The organism is Nocardia donostiensis (genome assembly GCF_002081715.1).
Lineage (GTDB): Bacteria > Actinomycetota > Actinomycetes > Mycobacteriales > Mycobacteriaceae > Nocardia > Nocardia donostiensis.
Genome location: NZ_MUKP01000011.1, coordinates 99,588 through 115,668, shown reverse-complemented (window position 1 = coordinate 115,668; position 16,081 = coordinate 99,588). Strand labels below are relative to the sequence as shown.

Annotated in this window: 14 protein-coding genes; 5 read left to right on the top strand and 9 right to left on the bottom strand. The window is 67.7% G+C overall.

What is annotated here, in order from left to right; translation table 11 throughout:
• Positions 1-35 precede the first annotated feature (35 nt).
• A complete protein-coding gene (locus B0T44_RS09985; RefSeq protein ID WP_077116855.1) occupies positions 36-1,043 on the top strand; it encodes a hypothetical protein in 1,008 nt (335 codons plus the stop codon).
• Positions 1,044-1,437: 394 nt separating this feature from the next.
• Here the strand turns inward: B0T44_RS09985 and egtD are convergent, their stop codons facing one another.
• The 5 genes from egtD to egtA form a co-directional block, all read right to left on the bottom strand.
• Positions 1,438-2,409 (bottom strand): L-histidine N(alpha)-methyltransferase, encoded by a 972-nt coding sequence (gene egtD / locus B0T44_RS09980; protein WP_175648018.1) that lies wholly within the window; start codon positions 2,407-2,409, stop codon positions 1,438-1,440.
• Positions 2,409-3,236 (bottom strand): ergothioneine biosynthesis protein EgtC, encoded by an 828-nt coding sequence (egtC, locus tag B0T44_RS09975; RefSeq protein ID WP_077116857.1) that lies wholly within the window; start codon positions 3,234-3,236, stop codon positions 2,409-2,411. The genes egtD and egtC overlap by 1 nt, the downstream gene beginning before the upstream one ends.
• A 123-nt stretch (positions 3,237-3,359) precedes the next feature.
• Entirely contained in the window at positions 3,360-4,700 is a 1,341-nt protein-coding gene (gene egtB / locus B0T44_RS09970) for an ergothioneine biosynthesis protein EgtB (protein WP_077116858.1), read from the bottom strand.
• A complete protein-coding gene (locus tag B0T44_RS09965) occupies positions 4,697-4,951 on the bottom strand; it encodes a hypothetical protein (RefSeq protein WP_077116859.1) in 255 nt (84 codons plus the stop codon). The genes egtB and B0T44_RS09965 overlap by 4 nt, the downstream gene beginning before the upstream one ends.
• A gap of 154 nt (positions 4,952-5,105) precedes the next feature.
• Complete coding sequence (gene egtA / locus B0T44_RS09960; protein WP_077116860.1) at positions 5,106-6,404, bottom strand: ergothioneine biosynthesis glutamate--cysteine ligase EgtA; 1,299 nt, start codon at positions 6,402-6,404, stop codon at positions 5,106-5,108.
• A gap of 257 nt (positions 6,405-6,661) precedes the next feature.
• Here egtA and B0T44_RS09955 point away from each other — a divergent pair, with 257 nt between their 5' ends.
• Together B0T44_RS09955 and B0T44_RS09950 are read left to right on the top strand one after the other, a co-directional pair.
• Positions 6,662-7,834 carry an aminotransferase class V-fold PLP-dependent enzyme gene (locus B0T44_RS09955; protein ID WP_077116861.1) on the top strand — a complete coding sequence of 391 codons (1,173 nt, stop codon included), beginning with the start codon at positions 6,662-6,664 and terminating at the stop codon, positions 7,832-7,834.
• A 109-nt stretch (positions 7,835-7,943) separates the two neighbouring features.
• A complete protein-coding gene (locus B0T44_RS09950) occupies positions 7,944-9,596 on the top strand; it encodes a fatty acyl-AMP ligase (protein WP_077116863.1) in 1,653 nt (550 codons plus the stop codon).
• An 83-nt stretch (positions 9,597-9,679) separates the two neighbouring features.
• Here B0T44_RS09950 and pth read toward each other — a convergent pair whose 3' ends face one another.
• Both pth and B0T44_RS09940 read right to left on the bottom strand, forming a co-directional pair.
• Positions 9,680-10,255, bottom strand: coding sequence for an aminoacyl-tRNA hydrolase (gene pth / locus B0T44_RS09945; RefSeq protein WP_077116865.1), 576 nt, complete (start codon positions 10,253-10,255; stop codon positions 9,680-9,682).
• 49 nt (positions 10,256-10,304) lie between these two features.
• Positions 10,305-10,901, bottom strand: coding sequence for a 50S ribosomal protein L25/general stress protein Ctc (locus tag B0T44_RS09940; protein WP_077116867.1), 597 nt, complete (start codon positions 10,899-10,901; stop codon positions 10,305-10,307).
• A 296-nt stretch (positions 10,902-11,197) separates the two neighbouring features.
• Here B0T44_RS09940 and B0T44_RS09935 point away from each other — a divergent pair, with 296 nt between their 5' ends.
• Complete coding sequence (locus B0T44_RS09935; RefSeq protein WP_139347812.1) at positions 11,198-12,841, top strand: peptide chain release factor 3; 1,644 nt, start codon at positions 11,198-11,200, stop codon at positions 12,839-12,841.
• Positions 12,842-12,846: 5 nt separating this feature from the next.
• Here the strand turns inward: B0T44_RS09935 and B0T44_RS09930 are convergent, their stop codons facing one another.
• Positions 12,847-13,404 (bottom strand): nuclear transport factor 2 family protein, encoded by a 558-nt coding sequence (locus B0T44_RS09930; protein WP_077117025.1) that lies wholly within the window; start codon positions 13,402-13,404, stop codon positions 12,847-12,849.
• Between the two features lie 262 nt (positions 13,405-13,666).
• Positions 13,667-14,542 (bottom strand): Abi-alpha family protein, encoded by an 876-nt coding sequence (locus B0T44_RS09925; RefSeq protein ID WP_077116868.1) that lies wholly within the window; start codon positions 14,540-14,542, stop codon positions 13,667-13,669.
• Positions 14,543-14,758: 216 nt separating this feature from the next.
• Between B0T44_RS09925 and B0T44_RS09920 the strand changes: the two genes are divergently transcribed.
• Positions 14,759-16,081, top strand: coding sequence for a DUF445 domain-containing protein (locus B0T44_RS09920; protein WP_077116870.1), 1,323 nt, complete (start codon positions 14,759-14,761; stop codon positions 16,079-16,081).

The window sequence follows — 16,081 nt, the reverse complement described above, 5'->3', positions numbered from 1 at the left end:
CCGACATGTCGTAACCGGACGAACGAGGAGAGCGCATGAGCACGCCGCAGGACCCGCAGCCGACCGGCAGCGCACCGCAGCCGCCGGACGACGACACCCCCACCCCTCCGTCAGGCGAATCGACGCCCGAGCGGCCAGCCGCAGCCGGTGAGCGGCCGGGAACCGAAGGTACGCCGCGCCCCGCGGGAAGCGACCAGGTGCAGCCACCGTCGCAGAGCACGATGCCGGAACCGGAGGAAGGCGACGCAGCCGCGGCGGGCGGACAGGAGGCGAAACCGGGTGCGGCCGGTGCGCGGCCAGGAGAAACGCCGGGTGGCGAGGTGCCGACGCAAGCGTGGTCGGCGCAACCGCAGGAAAGCGAACCAGGGCAGGCGTGGCGCGCGCAACCCGGCGGGGAACCGCCCCGGCCGGAACCCGGCGGACAGGAGCCGCAGGATGCCGGATGGCATGCCGACCCCGAGACCCAGCGGTTCCGCGCGCAGCCGCGGCAGGGCGAGCGCCCCGAGCAACCGAGGACCGGTGAGCAGCCGTGGGGTTCCGGGCAGCCGGGATCGCTGCCACCTGGCGCCCAGGGGTATCCGGCGGGCGGTGCGTACAACTATCCGCCCACTCCGGGTGCGTCCGGCGAACACGGCACCTGGCAGGGCGGTGAAACCTACGGGCAAGGCGGACAGGCCGGGTACGGCGAACAACCGTACGGGCCAGGGGGTGGGTCGTACGGGCAACAGTACGGGCAGAGGAAAGAGCCCGATCAGGGACCGTATCCGGGGTATCCGCAGCAGTCGTTCCAGCCGTACGAGGACTCGCGGCAGCGGGCCGCCGGGCCACAGACTTATTCGATCGTGGGGTTCGTATGCGCCGCCATCTGCCTGTTCTTCTGCCCGATCGTCTTCGGCGCTGCTGGGATCATTCTCGGGATGATCGGCCACAACAAGGGTGAACCGCTGGGTAAATGGGCAGCGGCCGCCTCGATTGTGGCGCTGGTCATCGGGCTGGTACTCAGCTTCGTCGTCTACAACACCGATATCGTGCCGAACACCTGAGTAACACGATTCCGTACCGAATACTCGAGCATCGGCCCGCGGAAGCTCTCGCCGCTGCTGTGCGGGGTACACACGGCCGCTGATCGACCACCTGCCTGCCCGCGGGCGGTCGGACGTGTCCAGAGCGCGGCGCGCCGCACAGTCAGTACCGCAGCGGCGTCCCCCGCGCGCGCTTGCCTGTCTCTGCCGCAGCAGCAAATCATTGCCCGGCGGCGATATCACGACCACCTGCCTGCACGCGGAGGGTCGGACGTGTCGAGCGCAGCGCGCACCACATCGTCAGTACCGCAGCGGCGACTTCGCGCTGGTGGAAGCGCGTTTACCTGTCTCTGCCGCGGCAGCAGCTCGTTGTCCGGCGGCAGGTATCACGGGGTCCGCCGCTGCCCGGCCGGTCTCAGGTGCGGGCAGCTAGGACCAGCGCGAAACGGTTGTCAGGGTCGCTCCAGGCGCGTTCGACGACGAAACCGGCGGCGCGTAGCTCGGCGTCGAGGGTTGCCAGGCGGAACTTTGCCGAGATCTCGGTGCGTAACTGCTCGCCGCGGGCGAAGCCGACAGTGAGGCCGATGTCGGCGACGGTGACCGTCATATCCTCGGTCGCTTCCAGCCGCATCTCGATCCATTCCGCGTCGGCATCCCATATCGCGACGTGCCGGAACTTCTCCGGGACGAAATCGGCGCCGAGCCGCGTGTTGAGCACATGCAGGACGTTGCGGTTGAATTCGGCCGTGACGCCCGCAGCGTCGTCGTAGGCAGGTACCAGCACGGCGGGGTCGGTGACCAGGCCCGCGCCGAGCAGCAGTTGCTCCCCCGGTTCGAGGACGTCGTGGATGCCGGTGAGGAATTCGGCACGTTCGGCGGGCACCAGGTTTCCGAGGGTGCCGCCGAGAAAGGCGATCATCCGCCTACCGCCGCGCGGCAGCGTGCTCAGGGTGCCGGTGAAATCACTGACCACCCCGTGCACCGTCACACCGGGGTAGCAGTCGGCCATCTCGGCGGCCGCCTCGCGCAGCGCCGATGCCGACACATCCTGCGGAACGTAGGTTTTGAGCGAGCCCTCCTGAGTGAACGCGTTGAGCAGCAGACGGGTCTTCACCGCCGCACCCGCACCGAGTTCGACCAGCACCTGCGGCCTCGCGATGGCCGCGATCTGGGCGGCGATCTGTTCCAGGAGCCCGCGTTCGGCGCGGGTCGGGTAGTACTCGGGCAGTCCGGTGATCTGCTCGAACAATGCGCTGCCGCGGGCGTCGTAGAACCACTTGGGCGGCAGCCATTTGGGGTCGGCGGTGAGACCGCGGCGGGCGTCGGCCCGCAACGCGTCGGTCAGGTCGGCATCGGTCAGGTGGATCTCCACAGTGGGTGCGGTCATCACACGGCCCTTTCGGTCACGGGGTCGTTGTTGAGGGATTCGACAGTCAGCAGGCCGGGTTCGGCGCGCACCACACTGTGCTCTGGAATGCTCTGCCAGCGGGGGTCGGCGTCATAGGGCTCCGAGGCCAGTACCGCGTAATCGTCGGTGACCAGAGCCGACAGGGCGTGTTCCCAGGCGGTGGCCCACAGGCTGGCACCGTCGCCGAGCAGCAGATTCAGCCGGGCGGCGGGCGCATGCGTGACCACGGTGGTGACGAGCAGCCGCAGCGCCGCCAGCGGCGAGGCGATCAGGTCCCGCGGTGCGGCCGGGTCGAGCAGCCTGCGCAGCAGCACCCACAGCGCTGCCGAGTCGGTGGCCGATTCGGCCTCGAGCAGGTCGCCGGTTTGAAGCAGCCGGGTGGCGCCTGCCCTGGTGGCGGCCGCATCCAGATCGGACAGAACGGCGGACGACACCGTCCGCCAGTCGGGGACGACGCCGTTGTGGCTGAATGCCCACTGCTCGTGCAGGAACGGCGCGCACGCACTGCGCTCGACGGGCATGCCGATCGTCGCCGACCGAACGGCAGCCAGCACGGCTGTCGATTCCAGGTGCGGGAGTACCTCCTCCACAGCCGGGTCGGTCCAGATCGGTGCGGGATTGCGGTACCGCGTGACGGGGGGTTCGCCCCCGTGCCACCAGGCGACGCCGAAACCGTCGGCGTTGATGGTCCCGCCGCCACGCATATCGCGCGGCGCCCACGCCTGGGTCCGCAACGAATGCGGGCCGCGGACGAGCAACTCCCCCACCGGGACGGCTGGACCCACATACCCCAGATGCCTACACATCGGCACCGGCCGCGGTCGGTGCCACCGGATGGTGCGTGTCCGGGGCACACAGCCGCGCTGCCCGCTCGGCACCCGCGAGCCAGCGGCCAGCCTTCGTTCGGGTACGTCCAGGGAACAAGCCGCTCACCCCTCCCCTGGACCCAGGTCACGAGCCAGTCGGAAACCGGCGAAGATCTGGCGGCGGATCGGGTGGTCCCAATTACGGAAGGTGCCGCGGCAGGCGACCGGATCGGTGCCGAACGACCCGCCCCGCAGCACCCGATAGTCGCCGCCGAAGAACACCTCCGAGTACTCGCGATACGGGAAGGCCTGGAAACCTGGATACGGTTCGAAACCCGACGAGGTCCATTCCCAGACGTCGCCGATGAGTTGCTGTACCCCGGATTCGGAAGCACCGTCGGGATAGGCGCCGATATCGGCGGGTTCGAGGTGCTGCTGCCCGAGGTTGGCGGTGCCGGGGCCTGGTTCGGTCTCGCCCCACGGATAGCGGCGGGACCGGCCGGTCGCCGGGTCGAAGCGGGCCGCCTTCTCCCATTCGGCCTCGGTGGGTAGGCGTTTACCGGCCCAGTTGGCGTAAGCCTGCGCTTCGAACCAGCACACGTGCACCACCGGCTGGTGCGGGCGCAGCGGGGTCATCGCCCCGAACACGCGCCGCCACCAGTGGCCGCCTGCGTCCTGCTCCCAGAACTGCGGCGCGACCAGACCGGCCTGCTGCCGGTGCGCCCAGCCGCGTTCGGACCACAGTTCGGGCCGCTCGTAACCGCCGTCGTCGAGGAACGCGAGGTACTGCTCGTTGGTGATCGGTGCGGCGTCGATGGCGAAACCGGGCACATGGACGGGATGCGCGGGACGCTCATTGTCCAGCGCCCACGGATCGGTGGAGGTGCCCATGGTGAATTCACCGGTCGGAATCACCACCTCGCCGCGCACCGGCGCGACCGCCTGCGGTGCGGCGGGTGCGGACAGCACCGCGGGGCCGCTGCGCAATTGATGGGTGGCCAGCATGGTTTCGTCGTGCTGCTGTTCGTGCTGGGCGATCATGCCGAACGCGAAACCGCGGTCTACCAGCCGGTCGCCGCGTAACGGACTGCACTCGAGCACATCCCACACCTGCTGGCGCACCGTGCCCACATAGCCGCGCGCCTGTTCGGGGTTCAGCAGCGGCAGCTGCGGCCGGTTGGCGCGGGCGTGCTTGAAGGCGTCGTAGAGCTCGTCGATATCGGCGCGCACGGGTTCGCGTCCGCCGACATCGCGCACCAGCCACAGCTCTTCCTGATTGCCGATGTGCGCCAGATCCCACACCAGCGGGCTCATCAGCTGGGAGTGCTGGGCGACGAGTTCGGCCTCGTCCACGCACGCGGTGAGGGCGATGGTGCGGTTCCTCGCCCTGGTGAGCGTTTCGGCGATACGGTCACGCAGCCGGTCGGTAGAACGGTCGATATCGGGCTGGTGGTGCACGGTCATGGCTGTACTCCGGTCAGTCGCGTATATCCCTGGTGAGTTCCGGTCGCGGGGTTCGAGACGAACTTCAGGCCGACGACGGGCTCCCCGTATCGGCACGGCTTGCCGAGCAGGGAGACGAAGAAGCGGAACTTGCTGCCGTACTCGGCCGTCGCTCGTATCGTGCTGTGCGGTGGGCGGGCGGTTCCGGCCGTCCAGGCGCCGCGCGGCGTGGCCTCGGTATCCGGCGATGCGATCTCGCCCGGGCCTCGCACCGCCTCCGGGGCACCACGCAGGACTGGCTCGGCATGTAGCCGTACCAGCCGTCCGCCGCAGGGACCGGCCGGATCAGAGGGATGAACGGTGCTCCGTCGCGCCGGAAGGTTCTCGAGGTGTGGCAGTGGTCTTCGCACGGGTCGGCGCGTTTGCTCATGCACGATCTCCTGATTCCTCAGGCGGCCTGCCTGCTCGGCAACGCCGGGCCGCGGCATGGATCGCCGGGGCAGCGGCGGTCGTGGCGTGCTCGGCAGCGGTTTCCAGCAGATCGGTGGCGACCGTCCTGATCTGCGGGTCGGCCAGGCCGTGGCGGGCCGCGTCCAGCCAGCGCCCGGCGGTCGGTGCGGCGAGAGTGGAGGCGTCCCGCACTACAGCCGACGTGGACATCAGGGCCTCGATCACGCGTATGGGAACCGACCAGCTGTCGCCGGGCTGCGCGTCCAGATACCGGACCTCGAGGTGGCCTGCGGCCCTGACCGGCGGGAACAGGGTGGTCAGGTGGTAATCGAGATCGTCGTAGCCGGGTCTGCGGCCGACCTCGTCGTCCAGCGCGCCGGATATCCAGTCGGCGAAGGTGGCGCCCGGCGGGGCGCTCCACGCGCATTCACCGTCGGTTTCCTGGCGTGCGGGCGCCGGGCGGCGCACACAGAGCAGCGGCGCGTCCAGCGCCCAGCGCGCGTACCCGGACACCGGGTCCGCCCATTCCTGTACCGGCGGTCTGGTGCGTGCGTAATCCAGGCGCAGCCAGGTGCGCATCCGCTGGGAAGCCCACACGCCCGGAGGCGCGCCACAGAGTGCGGGCGAGCGGGCGAAGGCGGCCAGCAGGGCCGGGCCGATCATGTACAGGGTCTGCCAGCGGGCGGCCAGTTCGGCGGGATCGGTGCCCGCGTCGACACTCACCTGCGTGGCGGCGGTATTACACATCATGAGAGCGCCGAATGGGCCGATACCGCCCAGATAGCGTTCCATGGCGTGATAGCGCGGCAGCCGCAGCATGCGCTGCGGGCGACGGCCGGTGTCGGCGGCGGCCCATACCAGTCGGATCGACTTGGTTCCCAGCAGCTGCCGCAGTAGCCGGGTATCGGAGTCGAGCCGCGCGCACAGGCGGGCGGCATCGGGACAGGCCGCGCTGGACAGTTCGATCTGACCGCCGGGTTCGATGGTGACCCGGCTGCCGCCGGGCAGCGGGCGGGCGGGGGAAGCGGGGGCGATGGTCTGTGGCGCGTAGGGACCCAGTGCGGCGGCCACCAGGTCGAGCGGCGGGCGCGGCGCCACGGCGCCAGGTCTGCGATAGGCGCTGTGCGCGGTGAGCCATTCCAGTTCGGCGCCGATCAGCAGCGGTGGCCCGAGCTTGAAGCACACACCGCCGATATAGGCCTCGGCTGCCGCACGCGATGACAACCCCCTGCGTACCCCTACTACCGACCCATGGTGCTCGAGTGTGACCGCCATGCCAACCTCCGATGCGGTTCTCGTATCGCGGTGCTGCTTCGTCGCAGTTTCGTCTCCGGTAGTGCCTCGGACACGCGGGGGACGTCTGCGCCTCCGATGCGAATATCGCCCGTTATCGGTGTCGCCGGGGCGATGCAGCGCTGGCTATGTGATGTGTGAATCGCGGTGACGTATCGGCCTGTGTGACACCAGAGTAGCGGCGGCCACCGACAAACGACGGCGCCGCGAAGACAGCGCAGGCCGTTAGGCTCGACGGCATGCTGGACGAGCAACGGGTGCGCAGTGATACTCCGGGAGCGGGTTCTGGTTCGGTTTTCCTCGACAGCGCCGGCTCCTCGCTGCCGCCTCGGGAGGTCACCGAAACTGTGATCGCGCATCTGCGGCGGGAGGCCGAGATCGGCGGTTACCAGGCCGCCAACGAACGCCTCGACGACCTGGCCGCGGTGAAGGACGCTATCGCCGAACTGCTCAACACCACCCCCGCGAGCATCGCGCTCAGCGACAGCGCCACCCGGTCCTGGACCGATTTCTGCTACTCCGTCCGATTGCGGCCCGGCGACCGGGTGCTGATCTCCGGTTCCGATTACGCCAGTAACGCCATCGCCGCTCTACAGCACGCCCACGCCAACGGGGCACGAGTGGAGCACATCCCCAGCGACGACACCGGTCAGCTCGACCTGGACGCCTTCGCCGACATGATGGACGAGCGGGTCGCACTGGTGTCACTGCTGCACGCCCCTACCAACGGCGGCCTGGTCAACCCCGTCGCCGAGGCGACCGAGATCGCGCATGCTGCGGGTGCGCTGGTGTTGCTCGACGCCTGCCAGTCGGTCGGGCAGCTACCGCTCGACGTCGCCGAACTCGGGGTGGACGCACTCTCGGCGACCGGCCGCAAATGGCTACGCGGCCCCCGCGGCACGGGCCTGCTGTACGTACGGCCCGAGCTGGCTACCTCCCTGGAGCCCGGGCGGCTGGACCTGCACAGCGCCCAGTGGACGGCCCCGGGCGAATACCGGCTCGCCCCGGACGCGCGCCGGTTCGAATTCTGGGAACACGATGTCGCCGCCCGCCTCGGGCTCGGCGCCGCCGTGCGATATCTGCTCGACCTCGGTCCCGACGTCGTCTACGACGCGATCGCCGCCCGAGCGGCCTACCTGCGCAAGGGCTTGGCCGATATCCCCGGTGTGACGGTGCGCGATCTCGGCGTCCGGCACAGCGGCATCGTCTCGTTCACCCTCGACGCCATCGAGCCGATACAGGTGCGTAACCGCCTGGCCGACCAGAACATCACCGTGACGGTGAGCCACCGCGGCTCCACCCTGCTGGATATGGCCGCCCGCGGTCTCGACTCGGTGGTGCGCGCCTCGCCGCACTACTTCGTCGGCTTCGACGAACTCGACCGCTTCCTCACCGCCGTATCCGTCTTATGACCAGTTCGGCCACCGTTTTTTATCACGGATGGTTAACGCCCGCGGCAGATCGCGGGATAGTTGGTGGGGGCCGATTACCGGCCGTTGGATGTGGGCGAGGAGTGCGAGTTTGAGCAGGTTCACCGACGAGATGTACGCGACAGCGCGGGAATCCGTGCGCGGCCTGGTGACCGGGGAACCGGATACCCCGCTGCGGCAAACCTGGGGACAGATCCACCAGATCGCGCGCCGGATGGCGGGCGGGCTGGCGGCGGCCGGTATCGGCCACGGTGACGCGGTGGGCGTGCTGGCCGGGATGCCGGTCGATATCGCACCCGCCTGCCAAGCGGTATGGATGCGCGGCGCGTCGATCACCATGCTGCATCAGCCGACTCCGCGCACCGATCTGGCCGTGTGGGCTCGCGATACCGAAACGGTGCTGACGATGATCGAAGCACGCGCGGTGGTGCTCGGTGCCCCGTTCGAGGCCGCCGAACCGCTGCTGGTCGAGCGCGGGATCATCGTGGTCCGGATCGACCAGATGCGCGACGGCCCCGACACCGATCCGCTGCCCACCGAGGAATCCGATATCGCGCTACAACAGTTGACCTCCGGTTCCACCGGTTCACCGAAAGCGGTGTGCATCACCCACGGGAACTTCTTCGTCAACGCACACGCCATGTTCAACCGCGTCAAATTCCAGCTCGACAGCGATGTGATGATCAGCTGGCTGCCGCTTTTCCACGATATGGGCATGGTCGGGTTCCTCAGCGTGCCCATGCAATTCGGCGCGGAAGTGGTGTGTGTGACGCCACTGGATTTCCTCGGCAGGCCGATCCTGTGGGCCGAGCTGATCAGTAAATACCGCGGAACTGTCACCGCGGCACCGAATTTCGCGTACGCACTGCTGGCCCGGCGCCTGGCCAAAGCCGAAGACGGAACACTGGATCTTGGCAGTGTCCGCTATATGTGGAACGGTGCCGAGCCGGTTGACCCGGACACCATGGAGGCGTTGGCCGCAGCCGGTAAACGCTTCGGGCTCAACCCTAATGCGCTCACCCCCGTCTACGGTATGGCCGAAACCACCCTGGCTGTCTCCATCCCGGATCCCGGGCGCGGGCAGGTGATCGACGTCGTCGACGCCGATCTGCTGGAAGCCCTCGGTAAGGCGGTTCCGGTGAGCGGCGAAGTTTTCGGTAAACAGCACAATGTGCGCAGGCTGGCGACCTTGGGATATCTGGTCGACGAACTGGAAGGCCGGATCGTCGACACGGAACGGCAGCCGCTGCCGACCAGGTCGGTCGGTGTCATCGAATTACGCGGTCCCGCTGTGACTTCCGGCTATATCACTGTGGACGGGTTCTTGCCCGCTCGAGACGACGACGGCTGGCTCGACACCGGCGATATCGGCTATTTCACCGAAGAGGGCCTGATAGTGGTGTGCGGGCGGATCAAGGACGTCATCATCATGGGAGGTCGCAATATCTACCCCACCGATATCGAACGGGCGGCCGTGCGGGTATCCGGAGTGCGCCCGGGTAACGCGGTCGCGGTGCGATTGGACGCCGGGCACAAACGGGAGAGTTTCGCGGTGGTGGTGGAAAGCAACGACCACCAGAACCCGGACGAGGTCAAACGCATCGAACGCGAGATCGTGCACGAAGTGTTCTCGGAAGTGGGGGTTCGCCCCCGTACGGTCGCGGTACTCGGCCCTGGAGCGCTGCCGAAAACCTCATCCGGCAAGCTGCGCCGCGCCGCCACGGCCGCGCATCTACCCGGCTGAGACCGTCGCGCGATATCCGGTCGGACCCGGCACCGCCCTGCGCTGCACCGGCCGGACATCGCGCGACACGGTAGCGCCTGCTTTCAGTGCAACTGGTTCTGCGCGGCTTCCAACCCGACGCGCAGGAGCAATTCGACGGCGTCGGCGGCTTGTTCCACGATCACCGGAACCTCTTTGCGTTCCGGTGCGGCGAATGGTTTGAGCACATAGTCGGCCGGGTCTTGGCGGCCGGGCGGGCGGCCGATGCCGATCCGAGTGCGCAGGTAATCCCTGGTGGTGAGCGCGCTCGATATCGAGCGGAGCCCGTTGTGGCCGCCTTCGCCGCCCCCGCGTTTGAGTTTGATCGCACCGAACGGCAGATCGAGTTCGTCGTGCACAACCACGACCTCGGCCGGTGGGACCGAAAAGAATTTCGCCAGCGCAGCCACCGAACGACCGGACAGGTTCATATACGACCGCGGTTTGGCGATCAGTACCTGGCGGCCGTCGAGCCGGGCCTGCAACAGATCGGCGCCGGACTTCTTGTGCACGGCAAAACGGCCGCCGACGCGCTCGGCGAGCACGTCGGCGACCAGAAAGCCCACATTGTGCCTTGTGCGCTCGTAGCCGGACCCCGGGTTGCCCAGACCGACGACGAGCGCGGGCGCGGTTTCGGCCATCACAGCATCACAGCATCACAGCGAATCGTCGTCGATCGCGGGAGCGTTCTTATTCGGCGCTCTCGGCCTCGGCCGCTTCGGCCTCTCCGGTGGCCGCTGCGGACGGCGCCTCGATGATGTTGACGATCAGAAGCTCCGGATTGTCGGCCAGGCTGACACCGGAGGGCAGCTCCAGCGCGCCCGCGGTGATCTGGGTACCTGCCGCGAGGTTGTGGATGTTCACCTCGATGGACTCCGGCAGATTCAGCGCATCGGCGGAGACGGCGACGGTGGTGAGTTCCTGGGTGACCAGGGTGCCCGGGCCTGCCTCGCCGGTCAGGGTGACCGGAACCTCGGCGGTGACCTGCTCGCCGCGCTGCACGATCAGCAGGTCGGCGTGCTCGATGTAGCGGCGGATCGGGTGCATCACAACGGATTTGGTGAGCGCGAGTTGCTGCTTGCCCTCGATGACGAGGTTGATCACCGCGTTCGCGCCGTGCTGACGCAGGATGGCGGCGAAGGCCTGGGCGTCGACGGCCAGGTGCTGCGGATCGGTCTGGTGGCCGTACAGCACGGCAGGGACGTTGCCCGCGCGGCGGGTACGACGGGCAGCGCCTTTGCCGAACTCGGTGCGAACGGTCGCTTCGAGAAGGTTGACGTCGGACATGATGGGATCTACTCCTACGGCTCTTCCGGGCTGGTGGTGCGCCGGGCGCAATCGCACCCTGGCTCGGTGGTCTACTCGTCGGGCGAAGACCGAACAGGGACGGCCGGAAGCCGCGCCGCGTCGATCACGGTGTCGCAAAGTCTGCGGTCACCCTCGCCGAGACAACCCGAACACCATAACGCAAGGTCGGCGGCCTCACAGAATCGGGTGGTCAGCGGCAGGTCGGCGGAGGTGACGGCGGCTGGCGTACCCTGGACAGGTTGCCGATCGCCTGCTCGCCCGAAAGGTTGTTGCCGTTGCCCGCATCCACCCAGGGCGCCCTCGCGTCCGCTCCGCGCGGGGTACCCGCCGAGGTGTCGCGGCGCCGCACCTTCGCCGTGATCTCCCATCCCGACGCGGGCAAGTCGACAATCACCGAGGCGCTGGCGCTGCATGCGCGCAAGATCGCCGAGGCGGGCGCCGTCCACGGCAAGGCCGGACGCAAATCGACCGTCTCGGACTGGATGGAGATGGAGCAGGCGCGCGGTATCTCGGTCAGCTCGACCGCGCTGCAGTTCGAATACCGCGCCGCGGGCTCGGATATCGACCATGTGATCAACCTGGTCGACACCCCCGGCCACTCCGATTTCTCCGAGGACACCTATCGGGTGTTGACCGCGGTAGACGCCGCGGTGATGCTGATCGACGCGGCCAAGGGCCTGGAGCCGCAGACGCTGAAACTGTTCCAGGTGTGTCGCCACCGCGGTATCCCGGTGATCACCGTGATCAACAAATGGGACCGGCCCGGGCGGGCGCCGCTGGAACTGCTGGACGAAATCGACGAGCGAATCGGACTCACCCCCACCCCGCTGTTCCTGCCGGTCGGCATCGCCGGTGATTTCCGCGGCCTGCTGCGGCGCGGGCCCGACGGGGAGGCCACCGAATACCTCCACTTCAGCCGCACCGCGGGCGGGGCGACCATCGCAGGCGAGGAAACGCTGAGCACGGAGGCCGCCGAAGCTCGGGAGGGGGAGGCGTGGACCACCGCCGTGGAGGAAAGCGAACTGCTGGCGGCCACCGGGCAGGTCCACGACCAGGAGCTGTTCCTCGCCGGGCAGACCTCACCGGTCATCTATGCCTCGGCGATGCTGAACTTCGGGGTGCGGCAACTGCTCGAAACCCTGGTCGCGTTCGCTCCTGCGCCCGGCCCGCGCACCGATATCACGGGCACACCACGCCAGACCACCGACCCGTTCAGCGCGGTTGTCTTCAAGGTGCAAGCGGGGATGGACACCGCCCACCGGGACCGGCTGGCGTTCATGCGGATCGTGTCCGGGGAGTTCGAGCGCGGCATGGTGGTGACGCACGCCCAGACCGGCCGCCCGTTCGCCACCAAATACGCGCTCACCGTGTTCGGCCGGGAACGCGCGACGATCGACACCGCGTATCCGGGTGACGTCGTCGGCTTGGTCAACGCGACGGCGCTCGCACCGGGGCACACCCTCTACCTGGACAAGAAGGTCGAGTTCCCGCCGATCCCGTCGTTCGCGCCGGAGCATTTCGCGGCGCTGCGCGCGCAGAGCGCGGGTAAGTACAAACAGTTCCGCAAAGCGATCGACCAACTCGATTCCGAGGGTGTGGTGCAGGTCCTGCGCAACGATGTGCGCGGCGAGGCCTCCCCGGTCCTCGCCGCGGTAGGCCCGATGCAGTTCGAGGTGGTCACCGCCCGGATGCAGGCAGAGTTCAACGTCGAGACCCAGCTCGATTTCCTCGGCTATTCGCTGGCCCGGCGCACCGACGCCGCATCCGCCGCGGAGCTGGACCGCCAGCGTGGGGTCGAGGTGTTCACCCGCAGCGATGGAGTGTTGCTCGCCCTGTTCAGCGATAAATGGCGGCTGCAGTACATCCAGAAGGAAATGCCGAAGCTGACCCTGGAACCGCTGGTCGCCGCTACCGACTGACTCCGCTAACCTGCCTCGCGCGCTTCGTCGGCCCCCGGGTCGCGCCGGACGGTTTCGATACCGGTCTCCCTGGCGATCAGACCCCAGCGGCTCGACGTCAATCGCAGGCTGGGCAGGTCGCTGAGCGAAAGCACCACCTCGTAGGTGCGCTCGTAGCCGGTGTGGGCGATACGCCAGCGGCCGTCGTCGCAGCGCACGTAACGGTCGTTGTAGAAGGCGGCGCCGCGCAGCAGCATATTGTGCGCGGGGATCAACACCGTATCGGCGAGGTACCAGGTGCCGGTCGCGGTGTCGCCGTCGATATCGATTTCGGGGTGCTCGCAGCGATGTTCGGTGATGACGTTCGGGCCGAGGGTGTTTCGCATGAACGTCAGATACGCCTCACGCGACTCGAACTCCAGGTATTCGCTGTAGGTTGCGGTCACCTCCGGGATCATCGTGTCGGCGAACTCGTCCCACAGTTTGGTGTCGAGGGTGCGCAGATACCGGAATTTCAACCGGCTGATCGCGGCCAGATCGTCGGTGCCCGCGGGCGCGTGCTCGGGCAGGGGGGGTGGTTTCATTCCGGGTCGCGGCGGTCCCATGGTCAGCGGTGGTTCCGGCCCGGCCTCCACTCTGGGGGGGCCGCCGATCTTCGCTCCGGCTTCCAGTGCTGCCGCGAGCGCTGCGCCCGCCGCGTCGGTCGGCTCGATGCCCGGCACGGCATTCGACGCGGTTTGCGGCTGCGCCTCGCCCTGGTCCATATCTCCACGATCCCACCGAAATCGGCGGTATAGCGAGGTTGACCAGATCTGTATCAGATCGCGACCAACCGGGAGCGCATTCTCACCCGCCGAGGGTGAAGCAGGTCTGGCAGAAATCAGCACCGAATTCGGTCAGGCGCAAGCTTTTGCGGACGATTTTCGGCGCGCGGCCCGCCTGTTTCAACGCGGCCTCGACCACCGGCTGCACCTCGAGCACCATGTACCGGCTCAGCACCACCGGGTCGTCGGAGTTACGGGTGAGGCCAAGCCGGTTGAGGTTGATCAGATAGGAACGGGCCCGGTCCGGGTACCGCACCCCTGCCTGCTCCGGTACGGAGGTCAGATCGCCTGCCACCAGCTCCGAGCCGATGCCCAGCGGCCGATTGGTGCGCACATCCACCGACGGCTGCGGACCGTTGAGCGCCATGAACCGCAGGATGCGCGCCTCGTCGGGGGCCAGCTCGTCCAGGATGCGGTCATAGGCGGGGTGCACCTCCTCGGTGAAGTACACATCAGCCGAGCGGGCCAGCAGCGCATCGCCGCGGTGGCGTAGCTCCGCCACACTCGCCGACCGCAGATACGACCCCATCGCGATACCCTGCTGTGGTGGGGCCTGGGAAGTCGGCACATAGCTGACGATCTCGCGCACCGACCCCTCGGTGACGCCGAGCGCACTGCGCGCGATCGACCGCAGGGCGTTACCGGTGCGCTCGGCGATCTCGGCCGAGGATTCACCGTCGAGGGCGGCCTGGGTGATCTCTCTGGTCATCTCGTAGGAGGTGTTGACCGCCCACTGACCGCCGCGCACCACGGTGCCCGCCGCCAGCCCCGCCGCCCGGAACACGCCGCGAATCAGCCGCGCCTCGTTGCTGATCTGTCGCTGCTCGACATCCGAGCTGCGTTCCACAGCGCGGGAACCGGCCCGGGTCACATCCTGTCCGGTCCTGTCGTCTGCCACGTCCTACTCCGATATCGCCCAGGTGAACGAGTCCCGCCCACCGAATTATTGTCCACTGATCACGATCGATCGTGATCGGTTGTGTGTCGCGCCGACGTCTGCGAACCCTACCTGTGCTGTGGCACACTCTGGCGGCACTGTCGGCCACGCTACTGACGTGGTGCTAATTTGAGGTGCCGGTGTGGCGGCGACCATCGGGGGCAGGAGGGTGACAGGGTGTTGGAGAGTCTGTTCGGGGTCCACCCGACAATCCTCCTGGAGTTGCTGACCATCCCGTTGTTCACCGGTGTCATCGGCTACATCACCAACTGGACCGGCGTGTTGATGCTGTTCCGGCCGATCGGTTTCCATGGTGTCCAGGTGCCCGGGCTGCGCACGCTCTACCCGTATCTGCCCAAACGCATCCAGGTGCTGCCGCTGCTCAGCTACGACGGCCGGTTCGGCTGGCAGGGCATCGTCCCGTCGCGGGCGGACAAGATGGCCAGCATCGCCGTCGATAAAGGGCTGTCGAAACTGGGCAGCGTCGCCGACTTCTACCGCGAGCTCGAACCCGACGCCCTCGCCGAACATCTGACGGTGATCGCCGACACCCAGATCCGCGATATCGTCGAAGACCTCCTGCGCCGCGAGCACCCTCAGCTCTGGTACAACCTGCCCATCCAGGTGCGTGAGATGGTGCATGCCAGGGTGCGCCAGCAGCTGCCGGACATCCTGCGGGAACTCACCGAGGAACTCGGCGCCAATATCGATCAGCTGCTCGATGTCAAGCAGATGGTCATCCGCTACTTCCAGGCCCGCCCGCAGCTGCTCAACCAGCTGTTCCAGGTACTCGGCGCCAAAGAGCTGCGGTTCATGCAGAATTTCGGCTTCTATTTCGGCGCGCCTATGGGTGTTGTGCTGGTCGCGATCCTGCATCTGACCGGATGGCCGACGCTGGCCGTGCTGCCGATCGGCGGGGTGGTCATCGGCTGGGTGGTCAACTGGGTCGGTCTGAACATGATCTTCGCCCCGGCCTATCCGAAGTGGTGGTGTCCGTGGCGGCAAGGTCTGCTGATCAAACGGCAGCCCGAGATCACCGAGGGCTACGCCGAGCTGGTGTCGACCCAGGTGATGACCGTGGCCAATATCGGCGACGAACTGCTCAACGGCCCGCGCTCGGACCGCACCCTGCAGATGCTGGAGGACACCCTGCGCCCGGCCGCCGACCGGGCGCTCGGCCGGGCCCGCGGCGCGGTGAAATTCATGCTCGGCAACCGCGAGTACCACTCGCTGCAGGCCACGCTGACCAATGAGGCGATGGCTATCGCCCCGATCGCCTTCGCCGACCCCGATTTCAACGTCCGGCAGGGCAAGCAGATCAGCGGCTATATCGCCAAACAGATGGCCGCGCTGTCACCGGACGATTTCGTCGATATGCTGCGCTCTGCCATCAAACAGGACGAATGGCTGCTTTTCGTCCATGGCGGTGTGCTCGGACTCTTCGCCGGATACGCTCACATTCTGGTCTTCGGGACAGGAGTAGCGACGACATGGCTGTGA

Bases quoted from the DNA above. Each gene is read 5' to 3' on its own strand.
- egtA (WP_077116860.1), bottom strand. From the start codon at position 6,404: ATGGCGGTCACACTCGAGCACCATGGGTCGGTAGTAGGGGTACGCAGG.
- B0T44_RS09930 (WP_077117025.1), bottom strand. From the start codon at position 13,404: ATGAAACCACCCCCCCTGCCCGAGCACGCGCCCGCGGGCACCGACGAT.
- egtB (WP_077116858.1), bottom strand. From the start codon at position 4,700: ATGACCGTGCACCACCAGCCCGATATCGACCGTTCTACCGACCGGCTG.
- B0T44_RS09955 (WP_077116861.1), top strand. From the start codon at position 6,662: ATGCTGGACGAGCAACGGGTGCGCAGTGATACTCCGGGAGCGGGTTCT.
- pth (WP_077116865.1), bottom strand. From the start codon at position 10,255: ATGGCCGAAACCGCGCCCGCGCTCGTCGTCGGTCTGGGCAACCCGGGG.
- egtD (WP_175648018.1), bottom strand. From the start codon at position 2,409: ATGACCGCACCCACTGTGGAGATCCACCTGACCGATGCCGACCTGACC.
- B0T44_RS09940 (WP_077116867.1), bottom strand. From the start codon at position 10,901: ATGTCCGACGTCAACCTTCTCGAAGCGACCGTTCGCACCGAGTTCGGC.
- B0T44_RS09985 (WP_077116855.1), top strand. From the start codon at position 36: ATGAGCACGCCGCAGGACCCGCAGCCGACCGGCAGCGCACCGCAGCCG.
- egtC (WP_077116857.1), bottom strand. From the start codon at position 3,236: ATGTGTAGGCATCTGGGGTATGTGGGTCCAGCCGTCCCGGTGGGGGAG.